The following is a 14,681-nucleotide window of genomic DNA, read 5'->3' as shown; positions in this document are numbered from 1 at the left end:
CCTGTTTGTTTCGCGCGCGAAACATCTGCTGAAAGGGGGCTGACATGGCCAGACGCAAACGGCTGGAGCCATCAGTTGCACAGTCTGAAACCGGCGAAAACAGCCATGTCAGTGACGATTTGGCGCAATCGGAGCCGATGGCCGCGCCCGAGGTGAAAGCGGCCTTGCGCCCGCCCGGTGGTTTCGGGTCTGCCCCTCCCATCGCGCGGGTGGCCGCTGAAAGTGCCGCCGAAGCAGCACTGAGCGAGATTTCCACCGCGATGGCCCAGGCAAGGGCCGAGGGCCGGCTGGTGCTGCGCCTGCCGCTCCATGAGATAGAGGCCGATCATCTGGTGCGCGACCGTATCGGGCTGGATGAGGATGAGCTGGCCGGGCTGATGGCCTCGATTTCAGAACATGGCCAGCGCAACCCGGTCGAGGTCAGCGAGATCGCTCCGGGCCGCTATGGGCTGATCTCGGGCTGGCGGCGGCTGACGGCCTTGCGACGGCTGGCGGCAGAGGGGACGGGCCGTTTCAGTCATATCCTTGCGCTGGTGCGGCGCCCCGAGACGGCGGCCGATGCCTATATCGCCATGGTCGAGGAAAACGAGATCCGTCTCGGCCTGTCCTATTACGAGCGCGCCCGGATCGCGGCCCGCGCGACAGCGCAGGGCGTCTTTCCTTCGGAACGCGAGGCGCTGCGGCGGCTCTTCGCCAATGCCAGCCGGTCGCGCCGCTCGAAAATCGGCTCTTTCCTGGCGCTGTATCATCATTTCGACGGCGCGCTGCGCTTCCCCGAGGCCATTCCCGAACGGCTGGGCCTGGCGCTGGAAAAGCGGCTGGAAGAGGCTGATCCAGCCATAACAGAGACGTTTCTCGCCGGGCTGCGCGGAAGGCCCGCGCAGGATGCGGCCGAGGAACAGGCCCGGCTGACGGCTTTCGCCGCCGCAGATCCGGTGCAGGCGGGCGGGCAGAATGCGGAAAATGTTTCGCATGCGAAACATTTTCCCCCCGAAGTGCAGAGCGATCCGCGCCGCCGGACGCCGGTTTCCCCCGTTCCGCAGCGCGGCGATCCGGTGCCGCAGGACGAGGCCGAGATCTGTCCGGGTATTTTCCTCGCCGCGGGCGGCGATCTTTCGCATCCCTCTCTGACCCTGACGGGGCCGGGCCTCGATCCGGGCTTTCGCGCCCGGCTGGAGGCCTGGCTTCGGGGGCAGGGGTCTGACTGACGCCAGGGTCAGACAGATGTGAAGCCCGGCCCGGCCTTTTCACTGGATTTCCGGCAGGGCTTCGGCCACAGAGGGGCTGTGTTTCCAGCCACCGGGCCGCGATGGTTTTTTCCTTTCTCAGACGTTCCGCTGCCGGCCGTCCGGCCCCGGGGCATCAGGCAGGGCAGGGGGCGCCGCCCGCTTTCGTCCCGATTGCGCCGTCTGAGCCGGTCTGCCTTGTGGGCGATCTGCATGGCCGGGCCGATCTGCTGGAGCGCTTCCTTGCCACCCGCGAGACGCATTTCCCCGCAGCCCGCATCGTCTTTCTCGGCGATATGATCGATCGTGGCCCCGACAGCGCGGCGGTGCTGGCGCGGGTCCGGCAGGAGGTTGCGAAAGGCGCGGTGGCGCTGGCCGGCAATCACGAGGCGATGTTCCTGGCCTTTCTCGACCGGCCGGAACAGAGCCGGTTCTGGCTGAAACATGGCGGTTTTGAAATGGCGGCCAGCTATGGGCTGGATGCCGGCGGCCTTGCGCCGGAGGAGCTGCACGCCCGGATATCCGGGGCCATGGGCGATGAGATGCTGGCCTGGCTGCGCGCCCTGCCGCTGGTCTGGCAAAGCGGCAATCTGGTGGCGGTCCATGCCGGGCTGGATCCGGCTTTGCCGGTCGCGATGCAGGAGGCCGGGGTCCTGCAATGGGGGCACCGCGACTTTGGCCGCGTGCCGCGCCGGGACGGAATCTGGGTCGCCCATGGCCATACCGTGACCGAGCGCGCCTTTGCCCGTGCCGGGCGGATCGCGCTGGATACCGGCGCCTATGCGACGGGACGGCTGAGCTTCGTCGCCGTCGACCCGGCTCTGCCGGAAAGCGAACGGCTGATGATCGCCGTCACGCCCTGATTTGCGGTGGTGCGGGGTGATCCGGCTGCGATCTCGCGCCGGGGCAAGCGGGTTGCGCGGGGGCCCATGAGCCTTGATGAGCCGCACCCTCTCCGAGGGGCCGCTTCATGATGCGGGCGATGATCTGATCCGATCGAAATCAGGGTAATTTTTTCAGATAATCCTCAAAACGCTTACCTGGTTCCGGGCGAAAACGCCGCCCGGTTGGCTCTGCACTCTCGATGCGATCGACCCGTAGATTGCGGAAATCTGCTTTGGTTTCGCACCATATCGTCAGAAGCCACACGTCATCGAACATGGTCAGTCCCAGAGGGCGTGCAACGCGCCGGGATCTGATCTCACGCAGGTCCAGGTACCGGATATCAAGCATTGCCTTGTTTCTGACCGCATTTCGCAGAAGACCAAGGTTGACGCCGGCATGTGTGTCTTTTTCAGAATGCCGTGAAACGGCCCGCAAAGGCAGCCGGGTGTAGGCCTCACCCGCTTCGCCATCCATAGCCGCGCTGACCTTGGCGGAAACACGCTGTGCCGCCTCGGACAATGCGCTGTCTCCGCGCGCAACAATCAGGCGGGTTCCCAGCATGATGGCATCCAGTTCGTCCGCGTCGAACTGAAGCGGCGGCAGAAAATATCCCGGCTCCATTTGATAGCCGATACCTGCTTCGCCGCGGACGGGTGCGCCCATGGCCTGCAGTGTCGCCATGTCTCTGTAGATCGTTCGAACCGAAACATTGAGGTCAACCGCCAGCGTTTCGGCCGAAACAGGGCTCAGCCGGCCGCGAAGATGGTCCAGTAATGCGAAGAGTCGAAGCGTGCGCATATATCATGAGCGCATACCACTCCTGCCGGAAACTGTCAGGGTGGAAACGGTATCAGCCGGCTTCAACTTCACAGGAGCCGTCATGACCACCCCGTTTTACGAAATCGTCACCTATACCGTCGCAGATGCAGGTGAAGCAGACAGCTCGCGCGCCGCTGTACAGGAAATGCTTGCGACCTTTCCCGGCTTCATCCACTGGGCCCCGTTTACAGGCGCCGACAATGCCGGCGCACGCGTCGATCTGGTTGCATGGCGCAGTCCTGAAGAGGCGCGCTCGGCAGCAAGTGCGGTTGGAAGTGCCCCTGAGTTCGCTGGTTTCCGGGCATCTGTAAACAACCTTGTCAGTATGGAACACTATCGGCTGCCTCCTGGCGCGCAACACCCTGTCGTCAGCGAAGGTGGCGTGGAGATTGGACGTTTCCGTCTCAAGCCGGGGGTGAATGAGGGTGATATGCGTAAGGCCCATGCTGCGATGGTCGAAAACTATCTCGCCTCGCAGACAGGCTGGCGGCGCCAGCATCTGATCAAACTTGATGAGGGGGTCTTTCTTGATCTCGCATTCGCAGATACGCGCGTCAGTGCGGAAACGATCTGCTCAAGCTGGAGCGGGCAGGCGGACTGCGATGCATTTCTTGCGCTGATCGAACCCGAAGGCATGGAATTCGGAACTGTGCTGTAAGCTTGTTTGAACCATTACCGCCACACCGGTTGATGCAATAAAACCATTTACTTCAAGACCTGCGCGCGGCGCTGAAGGAGCCGCGCGCCATCCTTGCGACGTTCGCCGTTGGGGTCCACAAAGCGATAGAGTGTCTGCAGGGTGATGCCGGGTTCAGAGCAAAGGTCAGCCACTTTCGTTTCGGGCTTTCCCATTGCCGCTTGGAGCCTCGCTTTTTATGGTTAAATCGCTTATATTTCAGGAAAGGGGTCCAGCATGAGCGAAACACCGGAAACTCACACGATCCGGTTTCTGCAAGAGCTGCGGAAGGAAATGAAGGAAGGTTTTGACAAGGTGAATGTCCGCATGGACGGCATCACCCACATTATGACCCTTCTTGCCGGACACTATCACAACGTCGGGGAAAGGCTCTCTTCTCTCGAAGATCGCCAGAAAGGCTAAGGCCAGCGGCCCCTTCGGGAGCCGCTTTCTTCATGTCACCGCATCGTGCGACTGCCCTGGCCCTTGCCGCCCCACACTTCACCTTCTGGAAGTATCCACCGGCGCGGGCGGCACTATCCGACATCGGGCGGACAGTTTTTCACCCCGGACCACCAGGGCCGGGGCTTGCAAGGCGGCGAGCCGCACAGCGAACCCAAAGCGCAACGGGAGGTGTGTGTTTCGGCGTGCAATTTTGACCCCCCTGATGTTTCGTCAGACCGTTCGCTGCGGGTCGCCCTGTCCGCCTCCTCGATGGCGCGGCGGTGACGGCCTTTCACGCACTCCGACCGAGGCGGAGCGGCGGCCCAGAGAGAGGATGCAGACCGCGAGCCATATATTCCTGTCCTTTGGTGCATGTTTGTCGACCGGCGGCAGGTCTGGCGTGAGGTGGCAGGCGATGGTTTTGCCATGTCGTATCGTCCGTAAGAGTCCGGTCTGACCGCTGCGCGCGACGGTCAGGCGGCAACCCTCTGGCCTCCTTCTCGACGACATAGAGTTGCGCGATCCGGCCGATGGCCTCTTCAGCGATAGGGGAGCCTTGTGACCGGTGGATGTCGACGAACTTGCGCCGGACATGCGCCATGCAGGCGACCTCGCGGATGACGCCGGAGCGGTAGAGATCTTCGAACCCGGCATAGCCGTCGGCATGCATCCAGCCGCGGAAGCGCACGAGATGGTCCTTCGGGTGAAAGCAGCGGTGTTTCCCTGGTTTACGCGGCCCGATATCGGCCGCGTAAACAGCTGCGCGGATTGGGGTTCAGGGTTGAGCCGTTGTCAGGCGTGACAGATCAAGACGGATGACGGAATCGAGCGCGCCGGGCCGATATCCGGGGCGGCCCTCCTCGGTGGGCACCTTGACGGTCAGGAAAAGCGTCTGTCCGTCTTCGCTTACATCAAGGCTGTTGGGATGGGCTGGCAGAGATTGCCTGTGCGTGACGCTGTAATCCCCGCCGTCGATGATGGTCAGGCCGCCTTGTCCGTCCGGCTCGCGCTCGGTCACGCCGCGCCAGCTGACATAGATCTCATCGCGTTGGGCGCTATAGGCGACGTCAAGCGTGCCTGGCCCTGTCTCGACCCGGGCCAGCCGCTTACCGGTCTCCCGCTCGAAAACATAAAGCGCGCCGCTATTGGCATCTGCCGCAAAAAGCCGCCCGCCCGTCTCATCCGTCGCGAGGTTGACGAAGAAATGCTCAGAGGCCTCAGCGCCTTCGGCAGTTGTGTCGCCGCTGCTGATCGAGGCGACCTCTTTAGCCGCGACCGGGTCAATGACCGAGATCTCATTGATCCCGCCGCCGCTGGTGATGAACTCGCCGCGTTTTTTGTCAAATGCGAGGCCCGCAGTCCACAAACCGCCCTCGATCCGATGCGTGACCTTGCCCTCGCGCAGATCCACGATCCAGACGAGGCCCGGCTCTGACGGGCTGGTGACCGCTGCCAGCCCCCTTTCGGTGTCGAGGGAAATCATGCGACTGCGTTCGACCCCGCCATCGGGTAATGGCTGGCCCAGCTGGATCTTGCCGAGCAGCTGGCCGCCGCGCGCGTCGATCACGCTGAGCGCCCCATCAATGGTATGGCCGACATAGAGACGCCCCGTGCTGCGATCCAGCGCGAGCGCAAAAGGGCGGCGGTCCAGCTGGATCATGCGGATAGGGCGCAGGTCGCGGGCATCGAGAAAGTATATATAGCCAAGATCGGCTGTCTCGAAGGACGGCACCGAGGCCACAAAGAGCAATTCTTCCTCTGGCCAGTGCACCAGCTCATAAGCGCCGGGAATACTGTCGGTGCGGGTCACGGCGGCGGCGAAAGCCAGGGTCTCCTCCGGGATCACACTGGAAGTGGCAGGCGTTTGCGCAAGGCCCGGCCCGGCAAGCATGAGCGAGCAGATGGCAGGCAGCGAAAGCCGCAGGGCGGCAGATTTCAGATTTTTCATGTTCAGTCTCAGCTTGGCCCCAGGGCGAAATCTGCGGCGATCAAAAGACAGGCCCGGACCAGCCGTCCGAGCCCGGTTTTTCTTAAACGACCCTGCTCAGAACGAACTGCGGAATGTCACCGCGATCTCACGCGGGGCGCCGTAGAAGTTGTTTTTCGACAGCGTGCCAAGCTGTGCGTAATAGCGCCGGTCGAAGAGGTTATTGACATTCAGCACCACGGAAGAGCGCTCGCTGAACTCATAGCGCAGGCTGAGATCTGCGACGGCATAACCGCCCTGGCCAAAGCTGAACGGCAGCCCCAGCCAGCCGCCTGCGCCGTCAGGCACCCATTCGGTGCCACTGACACTGGTGGCACTTTGCGCCCGGACACCGGCGCCAAGGCTCCAAGCGGAATAGTCACCCGGCAGCGTGTAATTCCCCCAGATTTTCAGCATATGTTTCGGCGTGACCGAGTTGTAAAGCGAGTTGGTCTCGCTGTTTTTGTTCAGGTTAAGCGTATAGCCCGCAAACAGTTCCAGGCCCGGCGCGACCTCGCCCGAAAGCTCAAGGTCGATCCCCTTGCTGGTGACATCGCCGCTGTCGGTATAACAGCAATTGCTGCCATTGCTCGGATCATAGACGCCGCTATAGCGAGGGTCATAGACCGCCTCGCCTTTGCGCTTTGTGTAATAGGCGGCCAGCGAGGCATTAACCGCGCCGTCGAACAGCTCACCTTTCAACCCGGTCTCGAAGGTCTGGCCGGTGATCGGGTCCAGCGGAGTGCCGGGCTCTGGCCCTCTCAGATAGCGCGATTGCGACTGATAGATTGCGGCATAGCTGGCATAGGCGGTCCAGCTGCTGTTCAGATCATGCGAGATGGCGGCGAAGGGCGTAAGGACGCCATTATCGCTGTAATCAAGCGCCTCTGTCCAGTTGGTCGAGCCGTCGCGGTTGTAGCTCGCCCGGTGGAAGGAAAAACGGTAGCTGCCATAGCGCAGCCCCAGCATCGCCTGGGTGCTGTCGCTCAGATGCAGCTTTGCCCGCGCATAGGCCCCGAAACGGGTTTCCTCATAGGGGTGGAAATTGTAGCGCGAGTCCCCCGGGAAGGTCGGGACGGTGCCAATCGGCCAGCCCTGGCTGCCAATATCTGCGAGATTGAGCGAGGGGCCGGCAAACTCGGCCCTGCTGACGTCAGAGCTGTGTTTGGCATAATCCAGCCCGACCACCACATCGGCTGGCATGCCAAAGATATCCAGTTGGCCCGCAAGGTTGCTGTCGGCTTGCAGCTGATAGCCTTTGCCCCAGTTATGCGAGCCATTATAGACCAGCCCGTCACCCGTGGCCGGATCGACCGCACCGGCCAGATAGCCGTAAAGTGCCTGATACCTATGCCGCGCATAGGTGACATTGCTGTTCCAGACCCAGCCGCCGGCGAAGTCGTGGCGGAGTCCGGCAAAGACCTCCCAGCCTTTGTGATCCAGCCGCGCCCAATCGGTGCCAAGGCTGGTGGTGACCGGCAGGGCGGGGTCCGATCCGTCTAGGTAGCGCGGCATGCCGCCGGTCCAGGGGCTGCTTTTCTGCCGGTCATAGCTGCCGCCAAAGCTCAGCGTGGTGCTGTCGCCCAGATCGGCCTCAAAAACCGCGTAGACCGAGCGGTTGTCGCGCTCGCCCAGATCATAGAAGGTATCGCCCTTTTCGGCGGCGATGATCATGCGAGAGCGGAGGCTGCCAGCCTCATTCAGCGGCGTGCTGAAATCATAGCTTGCCCGGGCGTTGCCAAAATTGCTGTAGCCCAGTTCGACCGTGCTCAGCCGCTTTTCCAGCGGGCGTTTGCGCGCAAGGCTGATGACACCCCCGGCCTCACCATTGCCGGAAAACAGACCATCCGCGCCGCGCAGCACCTCGACCCGGTCAAAGCGGGTCAGACCAACGCTGCTGATCGCATCGAAACTGCTGGTGACACCGACCGCGCCGCCATCAATGCGCAGGTTGGAGATCTCGAACCCGCGCGCGAAGAAACGACCGGCGCTGTAATACTGATCGGGTGTGACCGTCACCCCGGTCGCGGTGTTCAGTGCCGCACCCAGATCGTTCAGCCCGCGATCCTCGATCTGCCGCGACGTGATCACGGTGACGGATTGTGGCGTTTCGCGCAACGTCTCGGAGGTTTTGCCGATGGTGCTGGCCGTGGTGGTATAGCTGTTGGAACCCTCGGTTCCGGCTCCGCCCTGCAGCATGATCGTGCCCAGGTTGAGCGCGCCATCAGCGCCCGCCGCGCCGCTGTCCGGACCTTTGTCGAAGATGGTGACGGTGTTGCGGTCGGTAAACTGATAGCCCAGCCCCGACCCCGACAACAACAAGGCCACCGCCTGTTCAGCTGTCATTGATCCGCGCACGGCATTGCCGCGCACCGAGGCCGAGGGCGTTTCGGCAAAGGCTACGTCGATACCGCTGACCCGCACGATATCATTCATCGCCGCACGGATCGCCCGCGCAGGAATGTTGAAGTCGTAAACCTGCGCGGCCTCTTGTGCCATTGCCGGAGACCATGTCGCGAGCGGCAACTGCGCCAGCATCGTCCCCGCCATCAGCGCCATCAGCGTGCCGCGCCGTATTCCCCTGTTCATATCCCGAACCCCATTCTCTGACCTGAGCTGACGAGAGAGATTGGCGGGACATGCTGGCTACTGCCCTCTCATAAGTGCAATCGCCACAGGGTGCCTCTTACCCTCATAAAAAATGCGCAAAAAATCGAAAGGCCGGATTCTGGCCGATCTATGGCGAGATAATCACCATCCGCCCGGCGATGCTGGTCATCGAGAAACCGACCGAGGCCTGCATCGCCCGCAGCGCCGCCTCTGAATTCTCCAGCGAGATATTGCCGCTGACCCTGCGCCCCCCCAAAGCCTTGTCAGTCAGCAGGATGCGACCGGGCCTGTAGCGGCCGATCTGCTCCAGCACCTCTGCGAGCGGGGCATTGTTGAAGATCAGCCGGCCCTGATGCCAGGCCGTAGTCTCAGCCAGGTCCACCGCCTCAACCGGGTGCAGTGCCGCCTTGTCATAGCTGACACTTTCGCCAGGCGAGAGGGTAACCTCGCCCCCTTTGTCGGTCATCACCTGCAGGCTGCCGCTGGCCAGCGTGACCGTCACCTGCTGATCGCCATGCAGGCTGACATCGAAAACGGTGCCCAGGACCAGGGCCTCGCCGGTCCCGGCCTCGACGATAAAGGGGATATCGGACGGGCTGACGGTGAAAGCGGCGGTGCCACGCAAAAGATGCACCCGGCGCTCCTCCGCTGTGAAATCGACATCCAGCGCGGAATCGGCGTCCAGCAGAACCCCTGACCCGTCACTCAGCAGGTAATGCGCGCGCTCTGCCCGGGCCGTGACATAATCAGCGCGCAGGTTCTGCCATGCATTGGGATGCTCCAGCCACAGCCAGCCGCCGATGAGCAGGCTGAGCACGCCCCCTGCTGCGATCTTGCCCACATGCTGCCGTTGCTTTCGCTGTCGAAGCGCAGCAATCCTTTGTAGCGGCAGGCTGAGATCGTCATCCGGGCCCAGATAATCAACACCATATTTGCCAGCCGCCCGGGCAGTGTCCGGCCCGACAGATGAAACCAGTTGCGCCACGGCGCGATAGGCCGCGGCCTGCGCCGGGCCGGTCGCAAGCCAGCGCTCAAAATCCAGGCTTTCCCGGGCGGTGGGGCGGCCATTCATCCGGGTGAACCAAGCGATGGCCTCATATTCAAGCCGCTCTGCATCCTGCGGGGCTGAAGAGTTTGCATTTGCCTCGCGGGCAATGTGCTGATCGCGCGGATGTATTCTGCCTTCGCTCAAGGGACGGCAGCTTTGCAGGCAAGGATCGCGCGGGCCATTTCGCGCTCGACGGTGCTCACGGATATCTGCAACCCCAGAGCGATCTCTTCATAGGTGCAGCCATGCATGCGGTTCAGCAAGAAGACCTGGCGGCAGCGGGCAGGCAGGCTTTGAATGGCCGCCCCGATCCGCTCCAGCTCCTGGCGACCTGCAAGGATCTGCTCTGGCTGCGGCGATTGGGTGGCATATTGCTCTTCTGTGATCGAATTCAGAGCACGGGTGCGGCGACTATCAGACCGGAAATGGCTGATCGCGGTAAAGCGGGTCGCACGGGCGAGATAGGAAGGCGTGAGCTTCGCATGTTCGCAGGCCCGACCCCAAAGCGCCGCGAAGACATCCTGCACCACATCACTGGCACCTGCGGCACCAACACGACGATGCGCGATCCGTGTAAGGCGGTCGCGCTCGGTCCTGTACAGCTGTTCCAGCCGTTCCGCGCTCGTGTCAGCCAATAAAGACGCCCCATTTGTCCGAAGGCCCGGCTGGTCAGGGTGAACAACCAAATGACGTGATTGACCTGCAATTCTCATCTGGATTTGTCAAGATTTATCCTGTGGTCCTGATGGCTCTGCCGGGTGCTGTTGCAGAAGTCGTGCCTCTGCGTGATTTCTCTCATCGAACCATTGTGTTAATGGCCTTCGATGACCAAACCCGAGCCTGCCCGCTATCGCAGGACAAACTGGAAGTCCTGTATCTGCCGCTCAGCGTCTCGGGCGGGGCATTGCTGTTCCATCTGCTGAGCAAGTTCTGCGAACGCACCAGCGTCGTGATCACCACAACTCTCAGCCGCAGCGGATGGGGCCGTTCGCCAGCGGGCTCGAACTGGTGGCGCCACAATCGCCTGACCTCGAAACCGGAGACGACAGCTTCCTCTTCAAGGCCAGTTCAGCGGCCTGCTAGATCAGCAGGAAGGGGCTGCATCACGCAGCCCCGCCGCAGAAGGCCGAGAAGTAGAGCGGGAAGAAGGTGGACGAGACGCCACCGAGGAACCCGAGAACGAGCGGCAGGACCGAAGTCATCGCCCGCGTAAGTAGTTGATATTTCATGTATTTCTCCCAAACAAGCAATTAAACATCCGATAATACAACATTATCGGATGTTATAGGGAATGGACGGGCGCGGCGTATATATCACATATTTGCGGATTAAAACGCCGATTCTTGCTGGCATTCCGGCATGTCCCGTGCCCCGAAACCACTGCCGAAGCCCCCCAGACCCTCTGGTCCTGCCGCGATGGGTCAGGCAGAGTGTTAAGCGTTAATATATTGAGAAATATATATTTCTTGTTACGATTGACACCGTGCTGGATGCTATCGCCCGGTCCGAGGATCCGGTCAGCACCCTGTGGCGCAGGCGCTTTCCGCTGCCGCAGCGGTCTCCCGACTTGAGGAGCGTCGGGAAGGTGAAGCGCAGCTGCGTGATGCCTTCGTCCTGCGTAAACCCGGCGATGATCCAGGCCCCGCCGCGCGGATGCTGATCGGCTTGCGCGCCCTGGGCGAGGCGCGGGCGCTGCGATCTGTGGACTGGCCCCTGCGGCTGCCCGGCCTCTTCGATCTGGCACCCGAGCCGAGCGCTGAGATTTTGCGTGACCGTGGCGCACGATTTGTCGGGCGTACCCCGCCGCTGCGACAGGCCGCCGAGGTGGCGCGGGAGGTTCTCGCTCCTGGCCCGGCCCGTCGCGGTTTGGCGCTCTGGCTGGCGGCCGCGGCTCTGGCCCGGGCGCTCGGTGGGAACCGGACGGTTGAGAGCATCCAACGGAAGTGTCGCAAGATTCAAGCCCCGACGCTCTCGTGGCGAGGCCTGCGGCTCAGAGCAGGTGGTCAATTCGTTCTTCCGAAGGAAGCCCTGCATCTCATCCGATATCGGGCGCCCTATGTCGAACTCCCGAACCAATCAACGAAACGTTGCCAGTTTCTGTTCAGCCAGCCCTTTCGCCACTCGGACGGGTGAGCTGCTGCTGGTTTGCGACCAGCTGCGGGCAAAGCGCCGGAAGGCATCGTAGCCACCCTCGTAGCCCAGGGCGCGCAGATCTTCGAAGGATCCGGATCAGCGTCAGTCGGTCTCTCGACGGCTTGCCAGCATTTGCTGCAAGCAACCGGTCCAACTGATCCTGCCAGGGTCCGATCCGTGGCATCGGCTGGTGCGCACGCTCGTAGCTGAAGGCGGTCTCATCCGACCGCAGGATCTTGCGGACGGTGTTCCGGGAGACGTGCAACTCCCGCACGATCTTCTTCATCGACCAGCGCTGCACGTAGAAGGCACGTCGGACCCGCGCAATCGTGTCCGGGCGCGAGGGATGGTGTGAGGAAGCAGGAACCCACCCCACTATTCCGTTGTCAGGGCAGATCATATATTGTCGATAATAATACTCTGCGATTATGACTGCTCGCCGCAAATTCCGGACTTGATTGCACTTTGTCCATCCGCCTGAGGGAACCGATGACACGTAACCGGGCAGAAGAAATTGATGTCCTGTTCCGCAGTGAGCGCGCCTGGATGGAACGCCGTGCCGCCCGCATCGCGGGTCCGGCGGATGCGCCCGACATTGTCCAGAACGTCTTTGCGAGGTTATGGAATAGTGCCTGCGAGCAGGTGGCGCTGACCCCGGCCTGGCTGGGAGCGGCGCTGCGCAATGCCGCGATCGACCAGTATCGTTCCGAAAAACGTTGTCGCTCATTGGCGCAGCGGATCGTGCCCGAACAATATGTCGTGCCGATCCCAGACTCCGAGCAGATCGTTTTGGCGCGTGATCAGTTGCGGTATCTGGAACGGACGCTGCACGCATTGCCTGAACGCCAGCGCCACGTCTTCCTGCTGAACCGGGCGCATGGCTGCAGCTATGACGAGATAGCTGCAGCCCTTGGGATCTCCTACAGCACCGTCGAGCGTGAAATCGCCCGAGCCCTGCGCAGTTGCCGCGCGGCACTGGGCGATGATGCCACGCCAGAGGGCTGACAATGCCTGAAACACGACAACACGACAGGCCTCGGGAGCGGGTCCAGGCCGAGGCCATTGCCTGGATGACGCGGATGAACGGTCGTGTCTCTCCCGCTGAGCGGAGCGATTTTGAGACATGGCTTGCTGCCGACCCTGCCCACCTTGCAGCCTGGCAGGAGGCGCAGCTTCTGTGGGATGCGACCAGGGTAGTCGGAGAGAGGGTGGCCGCTGGTGATCCGAAGTTGGCTGCGGCTCTGCATCTTGTGCATGAGGCACGCGCACGGAGCGGCAGGCGCAGGGCGGTGGCATTTGGCGGCGGCATTACGCTGCTTGCGCTGATTGCGTCCGGCTGGGTGTGGTTGCAGCACCCGTCTTTCCTGCAGGATCTGCGGGCCGACGAGGTCACGGCGCGTGCCGAGCGGCGCGAGATCCGCCTGGGGGATGGCAGCCTCCTGATGCTTGATGCCGACAGTGCCGTCGTCCTGGACCTGGACGCGCAAGAACGCAGGGTGGTTCTGTTGCGAGGCTCGGCCTGGTTCGACGTGGCCATGACCGGCCAGCCTTTCGTGGTCAGGGCAGGAGACGGCGAAGTGCATGTCCTCGGCACTGCCTTTGATATTTCAATTCTGGATGGCGGGGCCTCGGTAGCTCTGGAACGCGGTGAGGTGAGGGTCAGCCGGGATGGCAAAGAGGTGATGCTGGAGCCTGGCCAGGGCGTATCCTGGAACGGAGAGGGGCTGGGGGAAGCCCGGGAAGTTGCAGTGGATGAGGCGATGGCCTGGAAGGACGGGCGGCTGATTTTTGATCGGGCCCGTCTCGCCGACATCCTGGCACGGCTTGGGCGCTATCGCTCCGGAAGGATTCTGGTCCTCGGCGATCTGGCGGAGATGCGTGTCAGCGGCAGTTTCAGTCTGGATGATCCCGATGCCGCGTTGCGCTCGCTCTCCGCCACCTTTGGGTTCAGTGTCCGGGGCATCGGCACGCCCATCGTCGTCGTGGGCCCCTGAGGCCCGTCGAAAAAATTCTCCGCAAGAGTGAGGGTCCACCGCCGCGCCGGTCGTCAGAGGGGTGAAGGGAAGCCGAAAGCCACCCGCTGATCTCGGATGAAAGGATCCTCGTGATGATTTCCGGCTGTTCCCGAAGGCTGGCGCTGTTGCTGGCGACGACAGGCCTTTGCTTTGGCCTTGATGGGACTGTTTATACCCCGGCATGGTCGCAATCCGTGGGGGAGGCCCGGCATGAGTTCGATATCAGCGGCCGCTCGGTGCGTCAGGCTCTGAACGAGATTGGCCGGGTGAGTGGCGTATCCGTCCTGTTTCGCGAGACCGCTGCCGCCTCGCGGGGGGCGGCTCCGGTGCGGGGCATGATGAGCGTCTCCGACGCCATCACTGCCGCGCTCTCCGGAACCGGGCTGTCCTGGCAGTTCACCGATGGAAATACGGTGACGATCTTCGGTGCGGATTCCGCAGATGCATCGGTCAGCGACGGTTCGGTCATGCTCGGGACCATCGTCCTGTCGGGCGGGAAGGAGGCGATCTCCGGTGCCGGTTTCCAGGGCACCCCCGACTGGGTTTATGAAACGCCCGGTGCCGTCAGTATGGTGACGCAGGGCGCGATCAGGATGCGCCCGCCCCGCAATACCGCCGATGTGATCCGCGACACCTCTGGCGTCTGGGTCGAGAATGATCGGCGCAATGCGGGAACCACAGTCAATATCCGCGGCATCGGCAATAATGGCCGGGTGGTGATGACACTTGACGACGCAAGGCAGAACTTCCGCTCCCTTTCGGGTGCGCAGGGCCTGATCGACAAGGCCTTTATCGACCCGTCCTTCCTGCGCGGTATCGATATCGAGAAGACCCGCGCCACCGGGGTGGGTGGGGCCGG

The 14,681-nt window shown here is 62.5% G+C and carries 15 protein-coding genes and 2 pseudogenes; 9 read left to right on the top strand and 8 right to left on the bottom strand.

The features are described from left to right. The first annotated feature begins 44 nt into the window (after window positions 1-44). Together XINFAN_RS21130 and XINFAN_RS21125 are read left to right on the top strand one after the other, a co-directional pair. Window positions 45-1,208, top strand: coding sequence for a ParB/RepB/Spo0J family partition protein (locus tag XINFAN_RS21130; RefSeq protein ID WP_124088819.1), 1,164 nt, complete (start codon window positions 45-47; stop codon window positions 1,206-1,208). Between the two features lie 218 nt (window positions 1,209-1,426). Further along, on the top strand, window positions 1,427-2,089 hold the full coding sequence (locus tag XINFAN_RS21125; protein ID WP_233352462.1) for a metallophosphoesterase: 663 nt from the start codon (window positions 1,427-1,429) through the stop codon (window positions 2,087-2,089). Between the two features lie 139 nt (window positions 2,090-2,228). Here the strand turns inward: XINFAN_RS21125 and XINFAN_RS21120 are convergent, their stop codons facing one another. After that, window positions 2,229-2,909: a helix-turn-helix transcriptional regulator gene (locus XINFAN_RS21120; RefSeq protein WP_124088817.1), complete on the bottom strand. Its 681-nt coding sequence runs from the start codon at window positions 2,907-2,909 to the stop codon at window positions 2,229-2,231. An 82-nt stretch (window positions 2,910-2,991) separates the two neighbouring features. On the opposite strand from XINFAN_RS21120, the gene XINFAN_RS21115 reads away from it, so the two are divergent. Beyond that, the gene (locus XINFAN_RS21115) at window positions 2,992-3,588 is read left to right on the top strand and encodes a hypothetical protein (RefSeq protein WP_124088816.1); all 597 of its coding nucleotides are present in this window, start codon (window positions 2,992-2,994) and stop codon (window positions 3,586-3,588) included. A 255-nt stretch (window positions 3,589-3,843) separates the two neighbouring features. Then, on the top strand, window positions 3,844-4,029 hold the full coding sequence (locus XINFAN_RS21105; RefSeq protein WP_124088815.1) for a hypothetical protein: 186 nt from the start codon (window positions 3,844-3,846) through the stop codon (window positions 4,027-4,029). A gap of 313 nt (window positions 4,030-4,342) precedes the next feature. On the opposite strand, the gene XINFAN_RS22375 is transcribed toward XINFAN_RS21105, so the two are convergent. From XINFAN_RS22375 to XINFAN_RS21080, 5 genes are all read right to left on the bottom strand, one after another. Next, entirely contained in the window at window positions 4,343-4,792 is a 450-nt protein-coding gene (locus XINFAN_RS22375; protein ID WP_267898370.1) for an IS66 family transposase, read from the bottom strand. A 33-nt stretch (window positions 4,793-4,825) separates the two neighbouring features. Next, window positions 4,826-5,998 (bottom strand): YncE family protein, encoded by a 1,173-nt coding sequence (locus XINFAN_RS21095; RefSeq protein ID WP_124088814.1) that lies wholly within the window; start codon window positions 5,996-5,998, stop codon window positions 4,826-4,828. A 96-nt stretch (window positions 5,999-6,094) separates the two neighbouring features. After that, the gene (locus XINFAN_RS21090) at window positions 6,095-8,605 is read right to left on the bottom strand and encodes a TonB-dependent siderophore receptor (protein WP_124088813.1); all 2,511 of its coding nucleotides are present in this window, start codon (window positions 8,603-8,605) and stop codon (window positions 6,095-6,097) included. A gap of 148 nt (window positions 8,606-8,753) precedes the next feature. After that, entirely contained in the window at window positions 8,754-9,818 is a 1,065-nt protein-coding gene (locus XINFAN_RS21085) for a FecR family protein (protein WP_267898369.1), read from the bottom strand. Next, window positions 9,815-10,309, bottom strand: coding sequence for an RNA polymerase sigma factor (locus tag XINFAN_RS21080; protein ID WP_160144698.1), 495 nt, complete (start codon window positions 10,307-10,309; stop codon window positions 9,815-9,817). The genes XINFAN_RS21085 and XINFAN_RS21080 overlap by 4 nt, the downstream gene beginning before the upstream one ends. 230 nt (window positions 10,310-10,539) lie before the next feature. On the opposite strand from XINFAN_RS21080, the pseudogene XINFAN_RS22590 reads away from it, so the two are divergent. Then, window positions 10,540-10,656, top strand: a pseudogene (locus XINFAN_RS22590) (ATP-binding protein); the annotation flags it as partial. 121 nt (window positions 10,657-10,777) lie between these two features. Here XINFAN_RS22590 and XINFAN_RS22455 read toward each other — a convergent pair. After that, entirely contained in the window at window positions 10,778-10,903 is a 126-nt protein-coding gene (locus XINFAN_RS22455; protein WP_267898368.1) for a hypothetical protein, read from the bottom strand. Window positions 10,904-11,201: 298 nt separating this feature from the next. Between XINFAN_RS22455 and XINFAN_RS21070 the strand changes: the two genes are divergently transcribed. Continuing rightward, the gene (locus tag XINFAN_RS21070; RefSeq protein ID WP_124088810.1) at window positions 11,202-11,807 is read left to right on the top strand and encodes a DUF1403 family protein; all 606 of its coding nucleotides are present in this window, start codon (window positions 11,202-11,204) and stop codon (window positions 11,805-11,807) included. Between the two features lie 12 nt (window positions 11,808-11,819). Here XINFAN_RS21070 and XINFAN_RS22365 read toward each other — a convergent pair. Further along, window positions 11,820-12,093 (bottom strand): annotated as a pseudogene (locus tag XINFAN_RS22365) (IS21 family transposase); the annotation flags it as partial. A gap of 203 nt (window positions 12,094-12,296) precedes the next feature. On the opposite strand from XINFAN_RS22365, the gene XINFAN_RS21060 reads away from it, so the two are divergent. The 3 genes from XINFAN_RS21060 to XINFAN_RS21050 all read left to right on the top strand — a co-directional run. After that, window positions 12,297-12,812, top strand: a complete 516-nt coding sequence (locus XINFAN_RS21060; RefSeq protein ID WP_124088809.1) for an RNA polymerase sigma factor — start codon at window positions 12,297-12,299, stop codon at window positions 12,810-12,812. Window positions 12,813-12,814: 2 nt separating this feature from the next. Beyond that, window positions 12,815-13,801: a FecR family protein gene (locus tag XINFAN_RS21055; RefSeq protein ID WP_124088808.1), complete on the top strand. Its 987-nt coding sequence runs from the start codon at window positions 12,815-12,817 to the stop codon at window positions 13,799-13,801. Window positions 13,802-13,914: 113 nt separating this feature from the next. Then, window positions 13,915-14,681: TonB-dependent receptor plug domain-containing protein (locus XINFAN_RS21050; RefSeq protein WP_160144696.1), on the top strand; the 767-nt coding region annotated here is incomplete at its 3' end.

The organism is Pseudogemmobacter humi, assembly GCF_900609055.1.
GTDB lineage: Bacteria > Pseudomonadota > Alphaproteobacteria > Rhodobacterales > Rhodobacteraceae > Pseudogemmobacter > Pseudogemmobacter humi.
Note: the sequence above shows the minus strand (reverse complement) of the source record. Positions and strands in the feature narration are given on the sequence as shown.